Origin of the sequence: Cytobacillus sp. FSL R7-0680 (assembly GCF_038009245.1) — a bacterium.
GTDB classification, from domain to species: Bacteria; Bacillota; Bacilli; order Bacillales; family Cytobacillaceae; genus Cytobacillus; species Cytobacillus kochii.
The window spans coordinates 1,535,079-1,559,306 of sequence record NZ_JBBPAO010000001.1 but is presented as its reverse complement, the minus strand read 5'-3'; the positions used below and the strand labels follow the sequence as shown (position 1 = coordinate 1,559,306).

General features: G+C 36.6%; 21 protein-coding genes. 18 read left to right on the top strand and 3 right to left on the bottom strand.

Going from position 1 to position 24,228, the window contains the following annotated elements; all coding sequences use genetic code 11:
• Window positions 1-542 precede the first annotated feature (542 nt).
• From MKY26_RS07705 to MKY26_RS07665, 9 genes are all read left to right on the top strand, one after another.
• Entirely contained in the window at window positions 543-1,805 is a 1,263-nt protein-coding gene (locus MKY26_RS07705; RefSeq protein WP_095373004.1) for a C40 family peptidase, read from the top strand.
• 395 nt (window positions 1,806-2,200) lie between these two features.
• Window positions 2,201-2,884, top strand: a complete 684-nt coding sequence (locus tag MKY26_RS07700) for a FadR/GntR family transcriptional regulator (protein ID WP_307313439.1) — start codon at window positions 2,201-2,203, stop codon at window positions 2,882-2,884.
• Between the two features lie 64 nt (window positions 2,885-2,948).
• Window positions 2,949-4,268 (top strand): FAD-binding oxidoreductase, encoded by a 1,320-nt coding sequence (locus MKY26_RS07695; RefSeq protein WP_233435389.1) that lies wholly within the window; start codon window positions 2,949-2,951, stop codon window positions 4,266-4,268.
• On the top strand, window positions 4,269-5,609 hold the full coding sequence (locus MKY26_RS07690) for a (Fe-S)-binding protein (RefSeq protein ID WP_307313441.1): 1,341 nt from the start codon (window positions 4,269-4,271) through the stop codon (window positions 5,607-5,609).
• Window positions 5,606-7,063 carry an FAD-linked oxidase C-terminal domain-containing protein gene (locus MKY26_RS07685; RefSeq protein ID WP_307313442.1) on the top strand — a complete coding sequence of 486 codons (1,458 nt, stop codon included), beginning with the start codon at window positions 5,606-5,608 and terminating at the stop codon, window positions 7,061-7,063. Before MKY26_RS07690 ends, MKY26_RS07685 begins: the two co-directional genes overlap by 4 nt.
• A 109-nt stretch (window positions 7,064-7,172) precedes the next feature.
• The gene (locus MKY26_RS07680) at window positions 7,173-9,350 is read left to right on the top strand and encodes a malate synthase G (protein WP_341094796.1); all 2,178 of its coding nucleotides are present in this window, start codon (window positions 7,173-7,175) and stop codon (window positions 9,348-9,350) included.
• A 116-nt stretch (window positions 9,351-9,466) separates the two neighbouring features.
• Window positions 9,467-10,243 carry a fumarylacetoacetate hydrolase family protein gene (locus tag MKY26_RS07675; RefSeq protein ID WP_095373010.1) on the top strand — a complete coding sequence of 259 codons (777 nt, stop codon included), beginning with the start codon at window positions 9,467-9,469 and terminating at the stop codon, window positions 10,241-10,243.
• Window positions 10,244-10,276: 33 nt separating this feature from the next.
• Entirely contained in the window at window positions 10,277-11,047 is a 771-nt protein-coding gene (locus MKY26_RS07670; RefSeq protein ID WP_095373011.1) for an IclR family transcriptional regulator, read from the top strand.
• A 265-nt stretch (window positions 11,048-11,312) separates the two neighbouring features.
• Window positions 11,313-13,088 (top strand): L-lactate permease, encoded by a 1,776-nt coding sequence (locus tag MKY26_RS07665; RefSeq protein ID WP_095373012.1) that lies wholly within the window; start codon window positions 11,313-11,315, stop codon window positions 13,086-13,088.
• A gap of 50 nt (window positions 13,089-13,138) precedes the next feature.
• Here MKY26_RS07665 and MKY26_RS07660 read toward each other — a convergent pair whose 3' ends face one another.
• Window positions 13,139-13,426: a hypothetical protein gene (locus MKY26_RS07660; RefSeq protein ID WP_095373013.1), complete on the bottom strand. Its 288-nt coding sequence runs from the start codon at window positions 13,424-13,426 to the stop codon at window positions 13,139-13,141.
• Between the two features lie 161 nt (window positions 13,427-13,587).
• Here MKY26_RS07660 and MKY26_RS07655 point away from each other — a divergent pair, with 161 nt between their 5' ends.
• Entirely contained in the window at window positions 13,588-14,316 is a 729-nt protein-coding gene (locus tag MKY26_RS07655) for a class I SAM-dependent methyltransferase (RefSeq protein ID WP_341094772.1), read from the top strand.
• Window position 14,317: 1 nt separating this feature from the next.
• On the opposite strand, the gene MKY26_RS07650 is transcribed toward MKY26_RS07655, so the two are convergent.
• On the bottom strand, window positions 14,318-14,746 hold the full coding sequence (locus tag MKY26_RS07650) for a MarR family winged helix-turn-helix transcriptional regulator (protein WP_095373015.1): 429 nt from the start codon (window positions 14,744-14,746) through the stop codon (window positions 14,318-14,320).
• A gap of 235 nt (window positions 14,747-14,981) precedes the next feature.
• On the opposite strand from MKY26_RS07650, the gene MKY26_RS07645 reads away from it, so the two are divergent.
• The 5 genes from MKY26_RS07645 (at window position 14,982) to pssA (ending at window position 20,771) form a co-directional block, all read left to right on the top strand.
• Entirely contained in the window at window positions 14,982-16,127 is a 1,146-nt protein-coding gene (locus MKY26_RS07645; protein ID WP_341094758.1) for an acyl-CoA dehydrogenase family protein, read from the top strand.
• Between the two features lie 13 nt (window positions 16,128-16,140).
• Entirely contained in the window at window positions 16,141-17,292 is a 1,152-nt protein-coding gene (locus tag MKY26_RS07640) for a thiolase family protein (RefSeq protein WP_095373017.1), read from the top strand.
• Between the two features lie 21 nt (window positions 17,293-17,313).
• Window positions 17,314-18,867 carry a fatty acid--CoA ligase gene (locus tag MKY26_RS07635; RefSeq protein WP_341094742.1) on the top strand — a complete coding sequence of 518 codons (1,554 nt, stop codon included), beginning with the start codon at window positions 17,314-17,316 and terminating at the stop codon, window positions 18,865-18,867.
• A gap of 26 nt (window positions 18,868-18,893) precedes the next feature.
• Entirely contained in the window at window positions 18,894-19,928 is a 1,035-nt protein-coding gene (locus MKY26_RS07630) for a CaiB/BaiF CoA transferase family protein (RefSeq protein ID WP_095373019.1), read from the top strand.
• Window positions 19,929-20,075: 147 nt separating this feature from the next.
• Complete coding sequence (pssA, locus tag MKY26_RS07625; protein ID WP_095373020.1) at window positions 20,076-20,771, top strand: CDP-diacylglycerol--serine O-phosphatidyltransferase; 696 nt, start codon at window positions 20,076-20,078, stop codon at window positions 20,769-20,771.
• Window positions 20,772-20,915: 144 nt separating this feature from the next.
• Here the strand turns inward: pssA and MKY26_RS07620 are convergent, their stop codons facing one another.
• Entirely contained in the window at window positions 20,916-21,293 is a 378-nt protein-coding gene (locus MKY26_RS07620; protein WP_095373021.1) for a nucleotide excision repair endonuclease, read from the bottom strand.
• A 312-nt stretch (window positions 21,294-21,605) separates the two neighbouring features.
• Here MKY26_RS07620 and MKY26_RS07615 point away from each other — a divergent pair, with 312 nt between their 5' ends.
• From MKY26_RS07615 to pstA, 3 genes are read left to right on the top strand one after another with little or no spacing between them, the layout of a single operon-like run.
• A complete protein-coding gene (locus tag MKY26_RS07615) occupies window positions 21,606-22,448 on the top strand; it encodes a phosphate ABC transporter substrate-binding protein (RefSeq protein WP_328197906.1) in 843 nt (280 codons plus the stop codon).
• A 43-nt stretch (window positions 22,449-22,491) separates the two neighbouring features.
• Window positions 22,492-23,397, top strand: coding sequence for a phosphate ABC transporter permease subunit PstC (pstC, locus tag MKY26_RS07610; protein WP_233435231.1), 906 nt, complete (start codon window positions 22,492-22,494; stop codon window positions 23,395-23,397).
• Between the two features lies 1 nt (window position 23,398).
• Window positions 23,399-24,223 carry a phosphate ABC transporter permease PstA gene (gene pstA, locus MKY26_RS07605; protein ID WP_095373023.1) on the top strand — a complete coding sequence of 275 codons (825 nt, stop codon included), beginning with the start codon at window positions 23,399-23,401 and terminating at the stop codon, window positions 24,221-24,223.
• The last annotated feature ends 5 nt before the right edge of the window (window positions 24,224-24,228 follow it).

Sequence of the window (24,228 nt, the reverse complement as noted above, 5' to 3'; positions counted from 1 at the left end):
TAGTTCATCCACTTAATGTTGTTCATCATACAAATATTTCACTTTTGTATATAAAGAAGAAAGTCTACCAATTTTAAATTGGAATTCTATAGTTTTCGCTAGCTAGCTCACTCAATAATATAACTCAATACCTTTACGTATTTATTTAACCTGTGTCTATTCTAAAGGAGTTAATCATTGAAATGTTGAAGTGAATATGTTTTCATGGAGACTGAATTAAATAATTGAAATAACTAGATTTTTACAGATGAAGCATCCGTCTTTATTAGGCCAAAGAGATTAGGAGAAAGGTGCAAAAAAATACAAGTTTTTAGGAAAAAGTTTCAGTTTGTAATAAAAAAATGATGAAATATGTCGGATTAGTAATATATTTGTAACATTGCTATTACCTGAATGTCAAAAAGGGATGATATAATGCATTTTGTACTAGATAATATACCGACATATAAAAGTGAACTATAGTAAAAAAAACATAGAAAAATAGACAATATAGATTAAACATACATAAAAAGGAAAAATGTTAAAAAGGCAGGGGAAAATGAGTGAAGAAAAAGATTATCGCATTAAACACAACAATTATGTTAGGCCTTGGAGCCTTCGCACTTCCAGCAGTGAACGCAGAATCTCTGGATGACATTAAAAAAGAACGCTCTGATGTCAAATCTGATCTTTCTAAAGCAGAAAAAGAACTTGCAGCAGTATTAACAGAATTAAATGGTTTAGAAGAGAAAATCGCAAAAGTAGACCAAGCAGTAGCCGATAACGAGAAAATTGTTAAAGAAACAGAAAAAGAAATTGAAGAAGCTAAAGCAAAAATAAAAAAACTTGAAGAAGAAATTAAAGTCATTCAAGAAAGAATTGACAAAAGAAGTGAAATCTTAAAAGAGCGTGCAGTGGCTATCCAAAATAGTGGTGGTTCTAACGTTAACTATATTGAAGTCCTTCTAGGTTCTACTAGCTTCAGTGATTTTGTTGATCGTGTTGGTGCGATTTCTAAAATTGTCGATGCAGACGAAGAATTATTAATTCAACATGATAAAGACAAAAAAGAAGTAGAAGAAAAGAAAGCAACAGTAGATAAAGAGTTAACTACACTAAATGAAAAAATGACTGATCTTGAAGGTATGCGCGAGCAACTAAAAGAACAGGAAGCACAAAATGATAAGCTAAAAGCTGAATTAAAAGAAAAAGAAGAAGTTGCAGCTGAAAAAAAATCTAAGTTACAAGCTAAAGATGTTGATCTAGCAGCAATGCAAGCTGAAATTGAGAGTAGCATGGCGAGACAAGCTCCTGTAGAAGCAAGTGTTACAAATAATGAATCAACTTCAACTTCAACAAATACTACAAACTCTAATAGTAGTTCTAAATCTAAGTCTTCAGCAAAAGCATCTTCTGCACCAGCATCTACAACTGTTGGTAGCGGTATGCAAGCAGTTATTTCAGCAGGTAATAAATACATCGGAAATTCAGTTTATGTATTTGGCGGTGGTCGCTCAGCATCTGATATCGCTGCAGGTCGTTTTGATTGTTCTGGGTTCGTACATTGGGCATTTGCTCAAGGTGGCTATAGTGTAGGTGCTAGTACGGATGCATTGAAAAATCAAGGTACACCAGTTCCAGCAAGCCAAATGCAACCTGGGGATATGGTATTCTTTAATACGTATAAAACAGATGGTCATGTTGGTATTTATATCGGTGGCGGTAAATTCATCGGTTCACAAAGCAGCACAGGTGTAGCCATTGCTGATATGTCAAGTGGTTATTGGGCAAAAGCATTTAACGGCCGCGTTAACCGCATCAACTAATCTATCATTTGAATTTTTGAAAGAGCGTCTTGTTACGAATGTAATAGGGCGCTTATTTATTTTATACCCAATTCTGTTCTCGTCTTAAACATGGATCTTGAAACCTAATCATAATCGGTAAAGGAGAACAAGCTAGTACTAAGTTGTATTATCCCATCAAATAATAGATCAGCACTTAAATGATTGTGGTGTTTTTCAAACTTCCTGTTTTATTCTCCTCAGCTATCGTATTCTCTATGTAAATAGGTTCCAAGTAAAATTGTAAATCTGACTTATCTTCTATAAGTAGTTATAAAATTATCAGTTAATTCTAAAAATAGTTGCAATTATTCTTATTAGGTGTTTTAATAAAATTAACTTATCTGATATGTGATATATAACAGGATGTGATGATTTTGGCAATTGAAAAGATTGAGACGAAGAAAGTCTCACATATTATTGAAGAGAAGTTAGAGGAAATGATTCTCGATGGTCAATATCAAATCGGTGAAAAACTTCCATCAGTCCGCATGCTTTGTGAGTCTTTTGGTGTCGGGAGATCAGCGATTCGAGATGCAATCACTGCATTGAAAGGGAAGGGATTAGTTGAGGTAAAACAAGGAGAAGGTACTTATGTGAAGGCGTTTGATGTTCATACATTGCTGGGGAGTAAGTATTGGAATTTGTATGAAAAGGATATACAAGAACTCTTTCAAGCACGTAAGATCGTCGAGGTAGGTTTAGCGGAATTAGCTGCCAATCACAGATCAGAAAAGGATGTAGAGGATTTACATTATATACTTACAGCAAAAAAGGGGTGGGAATCGGATTTTTTATTTCACCAAAAGCTTGCTTGTATTGGAGGTAACACAGTTTTAATGCAATTTATAGACTTCATATCAGCACCATTGAAGCAAACGCTAGTAAAGTTCCATCAATATATACAGAACAGTACAGAAAAAGGTTCAATCATTGAAGCCCAACATAGGAACATTTTCCAAGCAATTAAGGAACGAAATAGCAAAAAAGCTTCAGAAGAAATGCTGGTGCATTTGACCACAGTCGAAGATATGTTACAAGAGACATCTACTATGGAGTAAAAATTTTTCGCTATTTAAAAAACGGTGTTTTGTAATAGCGAACAATAAGGAGGTAAGGAAATTGATGAATGAGGTGCTTTCTATAGCGGAGTATTTAACAACTTATAAACTAGACTATGAAATGTCTCAAGCTGATTTGTATGGTAATAGTGGACAATACACCGTATATCCAACCTCAGAAGAAGAGTTAAGTGCAATATTCGCTTTTGTTCATAAACATCAATTCACGGTCAATATCCAAGGTGCTGGATCTAAAAGGGGTTACGGTGGATTAATTGATCAAGCTGATTTACTTATTTCAATGGAAAAATTTACGGGAATCGTTGAACATCATAGTGGAGATATGACTTTAACCGTTAAAGCAGGAACGAAACTTGAGGATGTTCAACGTTATTTAGAGGATTTTAATCAAAAGTTAGCACTAGATCCCTTTATGCCTCACGTAAGTACAATTGGTGGAGTGATAGCAAGTAATGATAGTGGACCGAAGAGACTAAATTATGGATCCGCCAGAGACGCAGTCATCGGTTTAAGAGTAGTATACCCAGATGGTAAGGTGATTCGTACAGGTGGTAAAGTAGTAAAGAATGTTGCCGGCTATGACATGAATAAGTTGTTTATTTCTTCAATGGGGACACTTGGAGTGATAACAGAAGTCACGGTTAAATTACGTCCACTGGCAAAGAGTACAGCCACTTGCATCATATCTTTTCAAGGTGAAGATAGAAATACGATTTATTCTTTTACTAGAAATTTATTAAATAATAGTATTGAACCAATTAGTTGTGAGTTACTTGATCCTATTGTTTCATATAATATTAGCGGCATAAATAAACTTTCCTTACTCGTAAGCTTCGAAGATGTAGAAAAATCGGTGGAATATCAAATAAAGTATATTCAAAGTTTGATAGAAGAAGAAATGAAACTGACTATTCTTAGAAATAGTGAGGAAAAACAGTTATGGGACCGACTTTATCATCTACCTATTGATAAAGAGGATGAGTATAACAACGGTGAAAAAATCTTTGCTGTTGCTAAAATAGGTACAATCAATCTAAACGTTATAGACATTCTCCTAAAAGTAATGGAGATTAGAAGAAATACCAACATTGATATTTATACGCATGGAGGAGTCGGTCATGGCTTGATGCAACTATATATCAAGGGGAAAGAAAGTGAAATGATTGAAGCGCTTACAAAAATGAGAGAAGTAACAAATGAAAATGGTGGTTATTGTATCATAAAACATTTACCGCTAGCTCAAAGGTTAGTGTTTGATACATGGGGAGAAACGAAAGGTGCTCATTATTTACTAGAAGGAATTAAAACGAAGGTCGATCCAAAAAAAATCTTAAACCGTAAACGTTATGTAGGGGGGATATAGGTGACAGTCTCACAACAAAAATCAAAGCAACCAGCTTGCAAAGACGGGGTGAGCAATTATTTGTGGAATGATGCGCCTGATGAAACGAAATGGGCAGATTGTGTGCATTGCGGAATGTGTTTAGAATCTTGTCCAACCTATGAACAAACAGGTCAGGAACAGCATTCGCCAAGGGGAAGAGTTTATTTAATTAAGTCTGTGGCAGAAGGGAAATTAATGGTAAACGAAGAGTTTATGGATCCTGTATTTGCATGTTTAGATTGTCGAGCTTGTACAACAGCATGTCCGGCTGATGTTGATGTTGGTGGATTAATTGAAGAAGCACGTGGGCAAGTAAGGCAAGCTATTCCTCTAAAAGGATGGAAAAAGTCTGTAAACAAGTTATTTTTACATGGGATATTTCCACATGAAAATCGTCTGCAAACTTTAGGTGGACTGCTGAAGTTCTATCAAAAAAGTGGAATGCAAACATTGGTTAGAAAAACGAAACTCATTCAAATAATGCCTAAACATTTAGTTGATATGGAAGGGGTCATGCCAAAGATTCATTCATCAGTAAAGAAAAAACATCGTAACGGATCAGTAATTAAAGCGAAACAAGAAACTAAACGTGAAGTGGCGATGTTAACTGGTTGTGTAATGGATGTTATGTTTAGTGATGTCAATGAATCTACTATAAACGTGTTAACACGTAATGGTAATGATGTCCATATTCCTCAAAATCAAACCTGTTGCGGGGCTTTACATGTTCATGCAGGTGATCGAGATATGGGTAGAAAACTGGCAAAACAAAATATTCTTGCCTTTGAGAACGACGATACAGTAATTGTCAATGCAGCGGGATGTGGCTGTATGATGAAAGAATATGGTGAATTATTTAAAGAGGAGCCAGAGTGGCGAGAAAAAGCAGAAGCGTTAGCAGATAAAGTGGAGGACATCTCGAAGTTCCTTTATGATACAGGTTATGAAAAGCCAAAAGCTTCCTTGAATAAAAGAATTACTTATCACGATGCCTGCCATCTTGCTCATGGTCAAGGTGTGAGAGAGGAACCACGAGATTTGTTATTAAATATTCCTGGAGTAGAGATGGTCCATATGCCGAATGCAGATCGTTGTTGTGGGAGTGCAGGTATTTATAATATTACCAACCCTGAAATGGCGGGAGCTGTATTAGCAAGTAAAATGGAAAACGTGCCAGATGATGTCGAGATGATTTCCATGGGGAACCCCGGCTGTATGTTGCAAATGGCCATTGGTGTGAAAAATCATGGGCGCAGTCAAAAGGTTGTTCATACCGTTCAACTATTAGATTGGGCTTATCAAAAGGAGAGTAGAGGATGAAGAAATGGAAATTAAAAACAAAAGATCGACATATTCATGGACTCTCTCAATTGTTAAATGATAAACAGGCTATTCTTTATCATAAAGAAGATTTAATCAGTTATGATTGTGATGGGTTTACGATTCATAAATCATTACCAAGAGCGGTTGTTTTTCCTCATTCAACCGACGAAGTGGCACGTATTGTCAAGTATTGTCATGATCATTCCTTACCTTTTTTAGCGAGAGGTGCGGGTACAGGGTTGAGTGGTGGAGCGATTCCCCTTAATAATGAGGTCATTATTAGCATGGTTAAAATGAAAAGATTAATTGACATTGACCTTGATAACAGGAGAGCAGTTGTCGAGCCTGGTTATGTGAATTTGAAACTCACAAATCAAATTATTGAACGCGGATATTACTATGCACCAGATCCATCGAGTCAATATTGCTGTACCATTGGTGGGAATGTGGCAGAGAATGCTGGAGGTGCCCATTGTTTAAAATACGGTGTGACAACAAACCACATTTTAGGGTTAGAATTAGTTCTACCAAATGGAGAAATAGTTGAAATCGGTAGAAACGGTATTTTAGATGAACCTGGTTATGACCTATTAGGCCTTATTACAGGTTCAGAGGGTACATTAGGTATTGTAACAAAAATCATCGTCAGAATATTAAAAAATCCAGAAGGAAAACAAACCGTGTTAGCCTATTTTGATGATATTGAAGACGGTAGTCAAGCAGTATCGGATATCATTTCAGCAGGTATTGTTCCGGCAGCACTTGAAATGATGGATAAGACAGCTATTGAAGGAGTAGAAGCAGCGGCCTTTCCGGTTGGTCATCCGAAAGATATAGCAGCTGTTTTATTAATCGAAGTAGATGGTATTGCAGCAGGAATCGATGAACAAATTGAGCAAATTTTATCGGTTTGTCGCCATCGTAATGTTAGAGAAGTAAGAGCAGCAAAGGATGAAAAAGAACGGGCAGCATGGTGGGCTAATAGAAAAACAGGATTTGGTGCAATGGGGGCAATATCACCTGATTATCTTGTTCAAGATGGCGTTATCCCACGTAGTAAATTACCTGAAGTTCTTCGAAGAATTAATAAGATCAGTGAAGAATATGACTTGCGAATTGCCAACATATTTCATGCTGGGGATGGGAACTTACACCCGCTCGTTTTATTTGACGCGAGAGTTCCTGGCGAAACAGAGAAAGCGCTGGCAGCTGGTAGTGCATGTCTAAAAGTGTGTGCAGATGTTGGTGGAACAATTACAGGTGAACATGGAGTAGGTATTGAAAAGAGGGAAGAAATGCGGTTCGTTTTCACTGATGAAGAAATTGCAGCACAAACGGATATTCGATCTGTGTTTAATACGGATAATCTTTTGAATGCTGGCAAGTTATTTCCGTCTCCAAGTAGATGTGCAGAAGTGAAAAAAGAAATAAAAGAGAAAATTATTGGATAAATAATCGTAAGAATAATCTAAAAATCATTGAAGCGATCAGTCAATCATGGTATATTTTTTTTAGAATAATAGAAACAGTGTTTTGTAATAACAAACAAGGAGGATTATCATGACGCAATATGTAGAAAAAGGCAGTCTTAAAATCGCGGAGGAATTATTTCATTTTATTGAAAAAGAGGCATTACCAGGAGCAGAGGTAGATTCAGAACAATTTTGGCAAGGATTTGAAAAGTTAATTGCCGATTTAACTCCGAAGAATAAACAGTTACTACAAAAAAGAGAAGACATACAAACAAAGATTAATGAATGGCATACAACACAAAAAACGTTTGATGCGAAACAGTATAAGCAGTTTTTAGAAGATATAGGCTACTTGCTCCCAGAAGCTGATGATTTTGAAATTACTACTCAAAATATTGACGATGAGATTGCCATTCAAGCAGGACCACAATTAGTTGTTCCAATTAATAATGGGCGCTATGCAATTAATGCTGCCAATGCGAGATGGGGCAGTCTATATGATGCTTTGTACGGCACAGATGCGGTTAGTACTGAAGATGGGGCAACGAAAGAAGGTGCATACAACCCTATTCGTGGAGAGAAAGTAATTGCTTTTAGTAGAAACTTTTTAGATGAAGTAATCCCATTACAAGAAGGCAGTCATAAAGAAGCGATTGCTTATACTGTTGAAGCCAGTGAACTAGTTATTACATTGAATAGTGGGACAAAAGAATCTCTTCGTAATAAAGCATTATTTATCGGTTATCGCGGGACAGAAACAGAACCAACGGCCATTCTTTTGAAAAACAATCAACTACATTTTGAGATTCAAATTGATCGTCAACATCCAATTGGAAAAACCGATGATGCCGGAATTAAAGATATTTTATTAGAAGCTGCAGTTACAACGATTATGGATTGTGAAGATTCAGTTGCAGCAGTTGATGCTGAAGATAAAGTACTTGTATATCGTAATTGGTTAGGATTGATGAAAGGAGATTTAACTTCTACATTTAAAAAAGGTGACCGATCGATCACAAGGGCTATGAATGATGATCGTGAATATTTGGCACCTAATGGAGATACCTTTTCGCTTAATGGACGCTCACTCATGTTTGTCAGAAATGTGGGTCACTTAATGACAAATGAGGCGATATTAACAGAAAATGGTGAGGAAATTCAAGAAGGAATTTTGGATAGTGTGATTACTTCACTAGCAGCAAAACATACATTACTTGGAAATGGAAAATATCAAAATAGTAAAAATAATTCTATCTATATCGTAAAACCTAAAATGCATGGTCCAGAAGAAGTGGCTTTTGCCAATGAGCTTTTTAACCGAACAGAAGATTTATTGGGACTCGATCGTTATACATTGAAGATAGGTGTAATGGATGAAGAAAGAAGAACTTCTTTAAACTTGAAATCTTGTATTAAAGAAGTAAAAGAGAGAGTTGTATTTATTAATACAGGATTTTTAGATCGTACCGGAGATGAAATGCATACCTCAATGGAAATGGGCGCAATGATTCGTAAAAATGATATGAAGTCAACAAAATGGCTGCAAGCATATGAAACATCTAATGTGTTAACAGGGCTTTCTACCGGTTTTAAAGGGAAGGCGCAAATAGGAAAAGGTATGTGGGCGATGCCTGATTTAATGGCAGCCATGCTCGAACAAAAGGTGGCCCACCCTAAAGCTGGTGCAAATACAGCTTGGGTTCCTTCACCGACTGCAGCTACACTTCATGCCCTTCATTATCATCAAGTAGATGTGGCTAAAGTACAGCAATCATTATCAGTGAAAAAGACTGACTTAAGAGACGAGATACTTGCCATACCAGTGGCAAAGGATACTAATTGGACTGGGGAAGAAATCCAAGCAGAGTTAGATAATAATGCACAAGGGATATTAGGATATGTCGTTAGATGGGTTGATCAAGGCATCGGTTGCTCAAAAGTCCCAGATATCAATAATATTGATTTAATGGAGGACCGAGCGACTTTAAGAATTTCGAGCCAACATATGGCGAATTGGTTGCATCATGGTATTGTATCAAAGGACCAAGTGATGACTACTCTAAAAAGAATGGCGAAAGTAGTGGATGAACAAAATGCGGATGATCCATTGTATTATCCGATGGCACCGAACTTTGAGGAATCTGTTGCTTTTCAAGCTGCATGTGAACTAGTTTTTGAAGGAGTTAAACAGCCAAGTGGATATACCGAACCAATTTTACACCGTCGTAGAATTGAGGCAAAAGCGAAGTTTGCTGTAAAACAGTAAAAAAATAATGAATAAAAGAGTGGTTCGTTTGTGGCCACTCTTTCTAAATATAGTAAGAAGAGTGGGACTTGAAATTGTAATTTAAAAATTAAATGATTGTAGTAGGAGGATTTTAAATGAAATTTGTAAGATTTACGATTAATAATCAATTATTACAAGGTATCATTGAAAATGGGGAGATCAAAGAAATCTCAGGTGATATATTCAATAAGTGGGAAGAGACAGGCACCTATTATGATCAAAGTGATGTTAAACTTGTTTCTCCTATTGTTCCCACCCAAATTATCGGAATCGGTGCAAACTTTGTTAGTGATAAACAAGAACTACCAGAGGAATTACCAGCAGTTCCAGTGTTTTTCTTTAAACCGGTATCATCCGTAATCGGTCCGAATGAAGAGATAATCATTCCTAAAGGGATTGATCAAGTTAAATTTGAATCAGAATTGGCAGTAGTGATTGGTAAAGAAACAAAAGATGTCGCTGAAGAAGATGTGTTTGATCATATTTTTGGTTATACGATTGGTAATGATGTAACAGCTCCTCAATTTTTCCATCAAGACGGTCATTGGACGGTCGGTAAAGCATTTGATACTTTTACTCCTCTTGGGCCAGTTATAGAAACAGAGCTTAAGCTAGAAGAAACTCGCATTAGAGCCAATCTGAATGGTCAATTAAAGCAAGATAGCCCACCTGAGTTAATGATTATTTCTATACAAAAGATGATTGCTTTTCTATCGAAAGTAATGACTTTGAGGGCTGGAGATGTTATCCTTACTGGAAGCCCTGTAGGCGCCGAATTGATTGGTGAAGGTGATATAATTGAATGTGAGATTGAATCAATCGGTCAGTTAACAAATACAGTCGTAAGAAGTAAAGCGGAAGTAAAGTCATAAATGATTTTTGTAGGTTTTGATTGAGGTGAAGGTATGGAAAGAGATAATATGGTGAAATCGGTAAGTAGAGCGCTTGATATTATTGATATGATCAGTTTAAGAAAGTACGGTATGGGTGTGACTGAAATTGCAAATGAAATGGATATCAATAAAAGCTCCGTACACCGCATATTATCAACTCTTGTGAAGTATGGTTATATCGAGCAAGTAAAAGATTCAGGCAAATATAAAGTAGGTTACAAAATATTAAATATTAGTACTAGATTGCTTGATTCAATAGATATCCGCTCAGAAGCGAAGCTTTATTTACAGGATTTGGAGCAAAAGACGAATGAAGTCATTCATCTAGTGGTACCAGATAATGACGAGGTAGTTTATATCGAAAAACTCGATGGGAATGAAGCATTGAGAATGCACTCATCTGTTGGCAAACGTGCGCCTATGCATTGTACATCTGTTGGTAAAGCGATATTAGCACATCAACCAGTACAAGTAGTCAAAGATATTATACAGAGAAAAGGGTTGAAACCTCATACAGAGCATACAATTACAGATGAAATGGCATTGTTAGAAAATTTAAAGATGATTAAGACAAAAGGTTTTGCTCTTGACTTAGAGGAAAATGAAAACGGAATTGTGTGTATTGCTGTTCCAATATTTGACTATCAAAACAATGTATGTGCTGCGATCAGTGTATCCGGTCCATTAATAAGAATGTCACAAGAGCGTTTGCAGGAACTCGCTCCCTTTATGGTTGATATTGGAAAGAGTGTTTCTATACGGTTAGGGTATTTAGATGAATAGTCATCTTTCAATTAGTAAAAACGCTCCCTTATAAAAAAGGGAGCGTTTTTACTTTTTTAGACGAATAACACTTGTTATTACCTCATCTGTTGATCAATCATTCTACTTCTTAAAAACTTTAATTATAAATAAAAAATATCAATTTATAATTTTCAAAATATTGTTGTAATTGCATAATAAATTAGTATAATTAATATATATAATATTTGTTGTATAACAAAATATTTTAGTTATATAACAACAAAGATAATAAGGGGGAGTGTGTGTGAGTACAGGCGTTTTAGCAGTTATTTCATTATTACCGATTATTGCTGTTGCCATTTTTCTTGTAGGACTTAAATGGCCGGCAAGTAAAGCAATGCCGATTTCCTTTCTAATTGCTGCCGCATTAGCATTATTTGTATGGAAGGTTCCATTCAATACTGTAGCTGCAGCAAGTGTAAATGGTTTAGTTGTGGCCATTACACTGTTATATATTATTTTTGGTGCAATATTATTATTAAATACTGTACAAGAAAGTGGAGCCATGAGAACCATTCGCCAAGGCTTCATAGATATTTCGCCAGATCGAAGAATTCAAGTGATTATTATTGCTTGGCTCTTTGGCTCATTTATTGAAGGGGCATCAGGTTTTGGTACACCTGCTGCGGTAGCAGTTCCGTTAATGGTTGGTTTAGGATTTCCTGCAATGGCAGCTGTTGTGGCTGGCATGGTCATACAAAGTACACCAGTTACTTTTGGAGCTGTGGGTACACCTGTATTAGTAGGTGTACAAACAGGTTTATCTGCTAACCAAAGTATAACTGACAATCTCTTAAATGTTGTAACAACGATTGGTGGTCATGCCGCAATCTTGCATATGATCGCCGGTACCTTTATTCCATTATTTGTTGTTGCTTTAATGACTCGCTTTTTTGGTAAAAATAAATCTTTTGCAGAAGGAATTAAAGTATGGAAATTTGCGCTGTTTGCAGCTTTTGCAATGACGATTCCATACGTTATTGTTGCAAATACACTTGGACCAGAATTCCCATCTATGACAGGGGGACTAGTTGGTTTACTGATAGTTGTACTTGCAGCTAGAAAAGGTTTTCTCCTTCCAAAAGATGAAACGTGGGACTTTGAAGAGAAATCAAAATGGGATCCTGAGTGGACAGGTAGAATCGAAGTACAACTAAATAACAATGGGAAAAAAATGGGGTTACTAAAAGCATGGTCACCGTATATCCTAGTGGGAGTCTTTTTAGTTTTAACTAGATTGAAAACGCTTCCTTTAAAAGAGTGGTTACAATCTATTGTTATTAAATTGGAAAATATATTCGGCTCAAGTATTACTGCAAGCTTTGAGATTCTTTATTCACCTGGAACAGTTCTTATTTTAGTATCAATTATTACATTTTTCATCCATGGAATGAATTTTAGCTCCTATAAAAAAGCATGGAGTAGTTCGGCAAAAACAACAGCTGCAGCATCAGTTGCACTTGTGTTCACCGTTCCAATGGTTCAAGTATTCATCAATACTGGTGGTGGAGCCGCCGGTTATGAACAAATGCCAATCGAATTAGCAAATGGGGCAGCGGCATTAGCTGGAGAATTCTGGCCATTCTTTGCTACCTTTATTGGTGGGATTGGTGCATTTATCGCTGGTAGTAATACGGTTAGTAATATGATGTTTTCCCTTTTCCAGTATGATGTCGGTAGCCAAATCGGGGTAAATCCGAGCTGGATTGTAGCTTTACAAGCAGTTGGTGGAGCAGCGGGTAACATGATCTGTGTCCATAATGTTGTTGCTGCTTCTGCAGTAGTAGGACTCGTCGGTAAAGAGGGAGAAGTTATTCGTAAAACACTTTTGCCATTTGTTTATTACGCTTTATTTGCAGGTGCTATAGGGTACTCTATTGTATGGTATTCAAGTAAAGGCTTATTTAACCTCGGCACACTGATTGCTGTTCTTATCATTTTGGCTGCATTTTATATTATAGCCACGAACAATAAAAGGCTTAATACGTTGCATCAATATAATCAAACAATTTCAAAGTAATAACAAAAAAAGTAACCGCACTATATTTAGCGGTTACTTTTTTGTTGGAATTACCAGAAAAATAAAGGAAGAAAGACTAAGGCAGCAATAGCACCTAAAGCAATCCCTGCGCCGAATCCCCAGCCCCAACCGCCGCGACCGCAACCACCACGACCGCAACCACCTCTGCGGTATCCGCCTGCATAACCGTAACCACCATAATTTTTGTTCATTGGACGTAAATACACTCTGTCGTTAGATACTCTTTCAATAATTCCACGATGAATCCTACCATCATTCATTTTGATTTCTACAGGCTTTCCTATTCCGTTATAACAGCGATGATAATAACCACTCATTAAAATAACACCTCCGGGAAATAAAAATGCTTTCTCTCCTTATGGTATGTCCACCTTTCTTTTTTGAATAGGTGCATGTCCTATATGAAGAGCGGAGTTTTTATCCAGTGTCAACAACTAGAAAGTTAGAATAATATAGATAGTATACAAGGAGGGGAACAATGAAATATTCTTATGAAGATGCTTTAGCCTATTTTCAGGTCCCATTTGCTCACCCTGGAGGGAAGCAACTTACGAGCGAGTTACTAATTAATGAGCCTATTACAACAGAAACGACTATTCTCGATTCAGGCTGTGGAACAGGAAGTACATCTTATCTTTTAAGTGATTTATATGGTGCGAGAATAGAAGCAATAGACAAACATGCAGAAATGGTACAGGCCGCAAGAAGAAAGGCGAGCTTGTTAGCAAAACCCTTTCACGTATCGGTAGGTAATGTGGAGAAGTTATCTTTTTCTGATCAACAATTTGATCTGATCCTATCTGAATCTGTTATCGCCTTTACTAACGTGGCGAATACTTTAAAGGAATTTGCACGTGTATTAAAAGACAAAGGGAGACTCTATTTAATAGAGATGACAAAAGAATCATCAATGACTAGTGAAATGGAAGAAGAAATGAAGGCTTTTTATCAATTAGAAAAACTGTTAAGTGAAAAAGATTGGACGAAGGCTTTAGACACTGCCGGCTTTAAAAAGGTCGAGGTTTTAAAGGCAAGTACGATTGCAGAGATGATTGCAGAAGGAGTGAAGATGGGAGACGATAGTTCCCATCAACATATTAAGTTATTAAAAGAAGATTTATCACAAGTGTTAATTGATCATTACCAACTTAACTTACAATTAAGTAACCATCTAGGCTACCGAGTGATACGAGCGATGAAAACGTAGCTCACATTTGATCGAGGGTAAGATTTAACTTTTGATAGATTGCTAATAGTTGTTTTATTTCTTCATTTGTGAGCTGTGCAAATGTATTTTTTTGCAGTTGATGTCCGTCTTCAGCTGCCTTTTTTAATACTTCTAAGCCTTCATCAGTGATTTCTAAATATGAAATCCTTTTATCATTTAAATCAGGTATTCGTTTAATATAATACCGTTTGGATAACTTCTGAATAAGATGCGAAATAGAAGATGGTGCGATACCAAGGCTTTCTGCCAGATCGATAGGTTTCATTTTTCCATCGCGCTTTAAATGACTAAGCAGAAGAATATGAGAAATACCTAATCCCTCATTAAAAGATTGATTCCATTTAATAATCATGCGGTTGGTTACTTGTTCCATCGCATGAATAAGTTCAAAAACAGTTTGATCATTCATTTTATGCCAGGTCCTTCCCTACGTTCATACAGTAATCATATCAAAAAAAAATAATCATGCAACAAACGTTAGTAGCTTTATGATGTTATTTCCAATAAACGGATATTATCTGTCGAAATCAACTTCACGAAATCCATTTCATAATTACATATTGCTTATGTGCGGGATTTATATTAATAATATTCGAAAAAATAAGAAAAATATAATAAAATATAGTAAAGGAGGAAAGGTAAATATGAATGATACATATATAACAGAAGAGCATGAACTCTTTAGAAAGTCTTTACGGAAATTTTTAGATAAAGAAGCTTATCCCTATTATTCACAATGGGAAAAAGATGGTATGATTCCTAGAGCTTTCTGGAGGAAAATGGGTGAGCAAGGCTTCTTATGCCCAAACATCGACGAGGAATATGGTGGAAGTGGTGTTGATTTTGGCTATTCTGTCGTTATAAATGAAGAATTAGAAAGGGTCGGATCCGGAACGATTGGTATCGGCCTTCATAATGATATTGTTATCCCTTATATCACAACATATGGTACAGAAGAACAAAAGAAGCGATGGTTACCAAAGTGTGCGACAGGCGAATTCATTTCGGCGATTGCCATGACTGAGCCGGGCGCAGGTTCTGATTTGGCATCGATTAGGACGACAGCTATAAAAGTTGATGACCATTATGTACTGAATGGTGAAAAAACCTTTATTACAAATGGAATGAATGCAGATTTGGTTATTGTGGCAGTAAAAACAGATACGAAGGTGACCCCTCCATATAGAGGAATCAGCTTAGTTATAGTAGAGAAAGGAATGAAAGGGTTTACAAGAGGAAGGCAACTAAACAAGGTTGGCTTACATTGTCAGGATACAGCAGAGCTTATATTTGATGATTGTGTCGTATCTAGTGAAAATCTACTCGGTGAGGAGGGTAAAGGGTTCTACTATTTAATGGAAAAGCTTCAACAAGAACGGTTAATTGTTGCTATTGCTGCCCAAATTGCTGCCGAAGAAATGATTAGAATGACAATGGCTTTCATCAAAGAAAGAAAAGCGTTTGGAAAGGCTATTAGCTCTTTTCAAAATACGCAGTTTAAAATGGCAGAGATGGTAACAGATGTAGAGATGAGCCGTGCCTTTCTTCAAAAGTTAATTTATGACCATATGAAACAAAAGGATATTGTCACTCAAGTTTCAATGGCTAAATGGAAATGCACAGAGAATGCGAGAAGAATGGCGACAGAATGCATGCAACTTCATGGTGGATACGGCTATATGGAAGAATATGAAATAGCAAGAAGGTATAGAGACATACCTGTTGCCAGTATTTACGCAGGAACCAATGAAATGATGAAATCAATTATTGCTAAAAACTTAGGATTATAGGGGAGGATTTCTTTTGCGCGAAGTAGTTATTATTGATGGGATAAGAAGTGCAGTCGGAAAAAGGAACGGTTCTTTAAGAAATACACGTCCTGATGACTTAGCTGGTGCAGTCATTAAAAGTTTAGTAGAAAAAACAGGGTTAAATCCAACACTAGTAGATGATGTTATTTTAGGATGTGTATCACAAATAGGTGAACAAACAGGAGATATTGCTCGTGTGGCGGCTCTTATCTCTGGATTGCCAATTACAGTACCAGGAACAACGATTGACCGACAATGTGGGTCGAGTCAACAGGCGGTTCATTTTGCCGCCCAGGCGATTTCATCAGGTGATATGGATATCGTTATTGCCGGTGGCGTTGAAAGTATGTCGAGAATACCAATTGGTTCAAGTTATCAGGGTGTAAAACCGAGTGAGCAATTGACAAAGCAATATGAGATTATCCATCAAGGGTTATCGGCGGAAAGAATAGCAGAAAAATATCAGTTCACTCGTGCTCAACTAGATGAGTATGCATATCACAGTCAAGAAAAGGCACTACTTGCTCAAGCAGAAAATCGCTTTAAAAATGAAATTATGCCACTGGAGTTAGTTGACGATAGTGGGGCAACATTCAATTTTGATCAAGATGAGGGGCCAAGAAAAGGAACGAGTATAGAGAAGTTAGGCGGATTGAAACCTTCATTTAAAGAGAATGGCATCATACATGCTGGAAATGCAAGTCAAATAAGTGATGGAGCAGGTGCTTTGCTCATTATGTCAGGTGAGAAAGCACGTGAATTAGGATTGAAACCAAGATTTAAGATAATTACCCGCGTCGTTATTGGGTCAGACCCTACCTTGATGCTTACAGGTCCGATAGCTGCAACTGAAAAAGCATTGCACAAGTCTGGATTAACCTTGGCAGATATGGATGTATTTGAAGTGAATGAGGCCTTTGCTTCTGTGCCATTAGCGTGGTTGAAAGAAACAGGAGCAAATGCGAATAAACTGAATCCAAATGGAGGTGCTATTGCCTTAGGCCATCCACTGGGTGCAAGTGGAGCTCGCTTATTATTAACGATGATGAGTGAATTAGACCGTACAGAAGGTAGATATGGGTTACAAACAATGTGTGAAGGTATGGGTATGGCAAACGCAACAATTATAGAAAAAATCTTTTAATAAAAAAGGGAGGAATAATAGATGACAATGACGATTGCAGAAATCTTTGATTTAACGGTAAGTAAGTTTCCAGAGAAGGAGGCGCTATATGATGTCAGAAAAGATTTGAGGTTTACTTATCGTGAGTGGGCAGACGAAGTCAATAGATTAGCACAGGCGTTACATGTAGCAGGAGTAAAAAAAGGAGACCGAGTTTCTACCTATTTATATAATACAGAAGAATTAGCAACGACGTTTTTTGCCTGTGCAAAAATAGGTGCAGTATTTAATCCTATTAATTTCCGGCTGATGTCAGAAGAATTGTCATTTATTATTTCTGATGCTGAACCAAAGGTGTTTATTTTTGAAGAAACTCTACAGACAGCTGTTGAAAAAGTGGCCAATAGTTTCCCCACAGTTCAATTTTGGTCAATTGATGGCAACCATCCTCCTTTTGCCAAAAGTTATCATGAGCAAATCACAGCTGTTAATAGAGAGAACGTAGAAGTGAAACTATCATCTGATGATCTATATGCGATTATGTATACGAGTGGGACAACTGGGAGACCAAAAGGCGTGCTGCATCGCCATAAAGATATGACAGAACAAAGTCTGATTGTTATCCATGCACTAAATTATCATCAGAATGATAATGGTTTAGTTGCTGCGCCTATGTTTCATTGTGCAGAGTTACATTGTGCTTTTTTACCAAGAGTTCATATTGGAGCGAAGAGTACCATTCTCCACCAGTTTGATGCAAAAAAAGCATTATCACTGATTGATTCAGAAAAAATTACCGCTTTCTTTGCAGCACCAACAATGTGGAATATGATGCTTCAAGAAGATTTACAGGCGTATAATCTTTCAACATTAGAAAAAGGTTTATATGGTGCAGCTCCAATGGCCCCTAGTCTCGTATTTGCTTGTCGGGAGAAATTGGGTGTTAAGTTAACTCAAGCATATGGGATGACTGAAATGGGACCAGCAATTACGTTCCTTAGTGATGAAGACCAGATTCGTAAAGCAGGCTCGGCGGGGCAAGCTTGCTTGAACCATGAGATAAGAATTGTTACACCTAATGATGATGGTCATTCATATGATGATCAAGTCGTTCCAACTGGTACAGTAGGTGAGATCATTGTGAGAGGACCAAGTATGATGCAAGGTTATTATAAAAGAGAGGAAGCAACTAAAAAGGCACTCCATAACAGCTGGTATCACTCAGGAGATATGGGCTATCTCGATGATGAAGGCTTTCTTTATGTGAAAGACCGTGTTGATGATATGGTGATTTCAGGGGGAGAGAATATTTATCCACGGGAAGTAGAAGATGTTATCCATGCACATCCTTCCGTGTTAGATGTAGCTGTATTAGGTGTACCAGATGAGCATTGGGGAGAAGTTGTTATTGCTTACGTTGTCAAAAAAGAGGAGAATATTACTGCTGAAATTTTAGATGCATTTTGTAAGCAAAGTGAAAGCCTTGCAAATTATAAAAGACCAAGAAGATATGAATTTGTGGACAGTCTACCGAGGAATGCTAGTGGGAAAATCCAAAAATTTGTATTAAGAAATCAGGAACTATTGCAAAAATAACCGCCAGTAAATGAAAGGGATAATATATGTTAACAGGTGTGAAAATAATTGATTTTACAAACTATTTACCAGGTCCTTTTGCCACGCTTAGATTGGCAGAACTTGGAGCAGAAGTAATTAAAATAGAAGGACCGAATGGTGATCCTGCACGACATTTAGAGCCGATGGGCAAAGGCCAAGGTGTCATATTTACGAGTAATAATCGCGGTAAAAACAGTCATTTCCTCAATTTAAAAGATACAACGGATTTAAATAAGGTGAAGGAACTAATACTAGAAGCAGACGTAATCATTGAAAGTTTTCGACCGGGTGTGATGAAGCGTTTAACATTAGACTATGAAACGATCCAAACATACCATCCCACAATTGTCTATTGTTCATTGGTTGGGTATGGTGAAAATACTTTTTATTCTACCTTTGGAAGTCATGACCTGAATTATATGGCCATTAGCGGGATGTTAGCACAATGGAAGGATGATAAGGGACGTCCCATTCATCCTTCTCAACAAATAGCTGATTTAGTCGGAGGGATTGTGGCAAGCGAAAGAGTTTTAGCAGGTCTTGTTCAAAGAGGGATAAATGCAAAGGGTAGCTACCATCAAGTAAGTATGGCAGATACAATGACGGCTTTGATGGGTAACCACCATCTCGTTCATCAAGTGACAGAAATGAAACAAGGTGTAGAGGTTTTAGCAGGGACCATTGTTAACTATTGTTTATACGAAACAAGTGATGGTCGCTATATGGCATTAGGCGCATTAGAGAAGAAGTTCTGGCAATCTTTTTGTTTAGCTGTTGAACATCCCGAATGGATAGCATGTCATATGATGAAGGTAAGTGATCCTGTTTATAAACAAGTTTGTGCAGTTTTTAAGGAGCGATCATTTACTGATTGGATAGGTGTTAGCGAGCAAGTCGATTGTTGCTTAACACCTGTGTTAGAAATCGATGAAGTACCCAAAAGTAATTATCATCAACAAAGAGGGAGTTTCGTTTATGATGATAACTGGTCTTGTATTCAACAATATTCTGACTTGAGAAATCCTCAAAAAAAGAAATAGGGACAAAAGAACTTAATAATCGTCAAACATATATAGTAACAACTTAGAATATAGTGTTATAATAGATAAACCTTAAAAAGTGATTTGTGTTTAAATGAAGGTTTATTTTTGCAACGTAGATCACAAAAAAGTGAGTGATGATTGTAAGTGAAATTTATTAAGATGATACCAAATATGCTTACTTTAGGCAATTTATATTGTGGATTTTTGTCTATTGGATTTGCTGCTCATGGCCAATATAATAATGCGGCGATATTGATTATTATCGGTATGATGCTTGATAGTATGGATGGTCGTGCAGCGAGAATGTTAAAAGCAGATAGTACGCTAGGCAAAGAATTAGATTCATTAGCGGATGTTGTAACTTTTGGGGTTGCACCGTCATTTCTCGTATATTATACATACTTTTACCAATTTGGTTCTATTGGATTATTAGTTTCTGGGTTATTCCCGCTATTCGGTGCATATCGCTTAGCACGATTCAATATTGGTACTAGTAAGCAGTCCATGCATTATTTTATCGGTGTTCCGATTACTGCCGCTGGTGGTATTTTAGCTATTTTAACATTGTTTGGTCACTGGGTGCCCAGTATTATTACGACAGTTGTATTTACCGCGCTTTGTTTTTTAATGGTCAGTCGTATTCGTATTCCGAGTTTAAAAGATATCCCATTACCAAAGTACGGGACAATTGTGACAATCTTTTTAGGCTGTATGCTTTTTGTTCTTTATAAAGGGACATATGGTTCCTATCCTTATTTAATTTATATTGCCACTCCATTATACATTGCCTATTTAGCGTACCGCTTTAAAAAGAACCAAAATAATAAGACTTCCGACTAGTAAGAATTTTACAGTTTGGGAGTCTTTTTTTTGTTGTTAGGAAACCATAAAGTCAGGAATTTAATTGAGTCTTTCGGAGAGAAAAATCATTTTATAAAAAAAGGATGAAGGAGGTTTCTCCTTCATCCCATAACTAAAATAAAATTAGCTTGAAAAGAAAACTTTTTCAGTATTATATTTTGCTTTTAACTTATTAATAATGTAGGTTTCGTATATTTCACGCTCAACAGGATCATCAACATACATACATGCAATTTTAGACACTTGTTCACGGTGATTTTTAATGGGAGACACTTGGTCGTCGAAATGTTTTTTTACACGTTGTCTTAGTTTACGTGCTTTCCCAACAAAAAGAAGGTTCTCTTTTTTGTCAAAGAATAAAATCATTCCACCTCTATCTCTTGGAATCTTTGTAAAGTCCGTAAAACCATATAAATGGCTGATGGCCGTTGTTCCTTGTTCCCCGCCAGGCTTCTTTTTAGTGATAACTAAGTCTGGATGAGGTATTTCAATATTAATCATCAATAATCACTTCCTATTCTAGCAATCATCGTACCACAACCTACATAAAAAAGCCCATACTTCCGCGTATTTTTCTTTAAATGTTTTTAAATCATATAATGGAGAGATAATAAACGTATTCTAAAAAATGAAAGTTTGAAAAATTAATAATATTATTAGGTTGATTTTTACAATTTCTCCATAAATTTATGGGTATATTGATGAAATTTACAAAGGCTTTACAAAAGGTTAATAGAGAATTAAATATGATTCGTTATATTGGGATTAACACAAACAAAATAGCTAAAAGCAATCTAAAGTGGAGGTTTTTCTATGTTAAAACTTCGAAAATGGAAGAGTATTTTGTTACTTTTGTCACTTACTTTAATTTTGACTGCATGCAATGGTGGTGAAGAAGAAGGAGAGGGACAAGCTAGTACAGGTAACGGAAGCACGATATCCATTTCTGGTTCTACGTCAGTTGGTCCGCTAGCAGAAAAGCTAGCTGCTAAATATATGGAAAATGCAGATGTGAACATTGAAATCAATCAAATTGGTTCCTCAGCAGGAATTACAAATGCAATAAATGGAGTTTCCGAAATTGGCATGTCTTCTCGTAACTTAGAGTCAGGAGAAGAAGAAGAAGTATCACCTACAATCATTGCTTTTGACGGAATTGTAGTCGTTACACACGCAAACAATAAAGTAAAAGATTTAACAATGGATGAAGTGAAAAAGATCTTTACTGGTGAAATAACAAACTGGAAAGAGGTAGGCGGTAAAGATATGGAGATTGTTGTCGTTTCACGTGAAGACGGGTCAGGTTCGAGAGATGCTTTTCAGGAAATTGTTGACTACTCTTCTGGTGAGTTAGTACGGAGCTCAATTATCGCTAGTGGAAACGGAAATATAAAAACGACAGTTGCAACAAATGAACATGCTATTGGGTTTATCTCTTTTGAATATATAGATGATACAATTTCAACGATTAATATTAATGGGGTAGAACCAACCGCTAAAAATGTAATTGAAGAGAAATATCCATTATCTCGTCCTTTCCTTTTCGTGCATAAAGACTTATCAGAGGAAAGCCAAGCGTTTATTGACTTCATTTTAAGTGAAGCTGGGCAGGAAATCGCTGCAGAAGCAGGGGCTATACCAATTATAGAAGAATAACGCTACATCAAACAATTAGCAAGTGACTTTGGAGGTATGTGTTTTGCCAAATCCATCAGAAGTAAAACAAACAAATAAATCAAATCGATTAAAATATATTATGGAGTTCATTTCAGAGAAATTGTTTTTAATCTGTGCGTTAATCTCTGTGCTTAGTTTATTTCTCATTATTGGATTCGTCTTCTTTAAAGGATCAAACCCATTCATTGCAGACGGGTATAGTTTTATTGATTTTATCTTCGGGTCTGATTGGGTACCGAGTGAAGATAAGTACGGCATTTTTCCGATGATTGTCGCTTCCATTTATGCAACGATTGGGGCGCTTGTCATTGGAGTACCAATTGGGTTATTAACGGCGATCTTTTTATCGGAAATAGCCCCGAAACCAATTGCAAAAATTATTTCACCAGCTGTACAATTGTTAGCGGGTATCCCATCTGTATTATATGGTGTATTCGGCTTAGCGATTATTGTTCCTTTCTTACAAAATAATCTTGGCTTAGTAAAAGGGCAAAGTTTAATAGCGGTTATTCTCGTATTAGCGATCATGATGTTACCTACAATTGTAACCGTTGCTGAAACAGCCATTAGGGCAGTACCGAAAACGTATAGAGAAGGTTCCTTAGCATTAGGTGCCTCGCCAATCGGAACCATATTTAAAGTCGTTGTTCCAGCAGCAAAATCAGGTATTATGGCAGCCATTGTATTAGGGCTAGGACGAGCAATCGGAGAGACGATGGCAGTCATTCTTGTTGCTGGTAATAGTTTGATTATACCAACAAGCTTAACTGATAGTGTAAGACCACTTACAACGAATATTGCCCTTGAAATGGGTTACGCTTATGGTACACATCAAGAAATGTTATTTGCGACAGGAATTGTATTATTCTCATTCATTCTAATATTGAATTTCGTATTAGCAAAAATAAGTTCGAAAGGTGGGAAGTAAAGTGAGAAAGTTTAAAGATAATTTATTATTAGGCTTATTGTGGTTTGGCGCTTTCTTAACTGTAGCTATCCTACTTATTATCGTTGGTTATATTTTTTATAAAGGTATCGGATTAATTAATCTTGATTTTATCTTTGGTGACTATTCACCTGTCGGCGGCGGTGGAATTTGGCCAATGATTATTACTACCATTTATACAATTGTGATATCGCTAGTCATTGCCACTCCAATTGGGATTTTAGCAGCAGTTTATTTACAGGAGTACGCGAAACAAGGAAAGCTCGTTCGAATGATCCGGTTTGCAACAGAGAGTTTAACGGGTATTCCATCTATTATATACGGATTATTCGGTGCTGTATTTTTTGTTACCACATTGGCGATGGGGATGTCTATTATTTCAGCATCCTTGACCTTAACAATTATTGTTTTACCAGTGATCATCCGTACAACAGAAGAAGCTTTAAAAACAGTACCAGCTAGTTATAGAGAAGGTTCCCTTGCATTAGGTTCAACAAAGTTACAAACACTATATAAAGTCATTTTACCTAGCGCTATGCCCGGGATTTTATCAGGGATTATCCTCTCTATGGGACGTATCATTGGTGAATCAGCAGCGATCTTTTTAACAGCAGGTACAGTAGCTGCAATGCCTGAAGGGATTTTCTCCTCAGCGAGAACATTAACGGTTCACTCGTATCTTGTTACACAAGAATCTGGTGATATTGAATTAGCAGCAGCAATTGGTATTGTGTTAATTGTAATGATTCTTGCTCTAAACTTTGCTGCAACATTTATTTCTAAAAAGCTTAATAAAGCTGACTATTAAAAAGG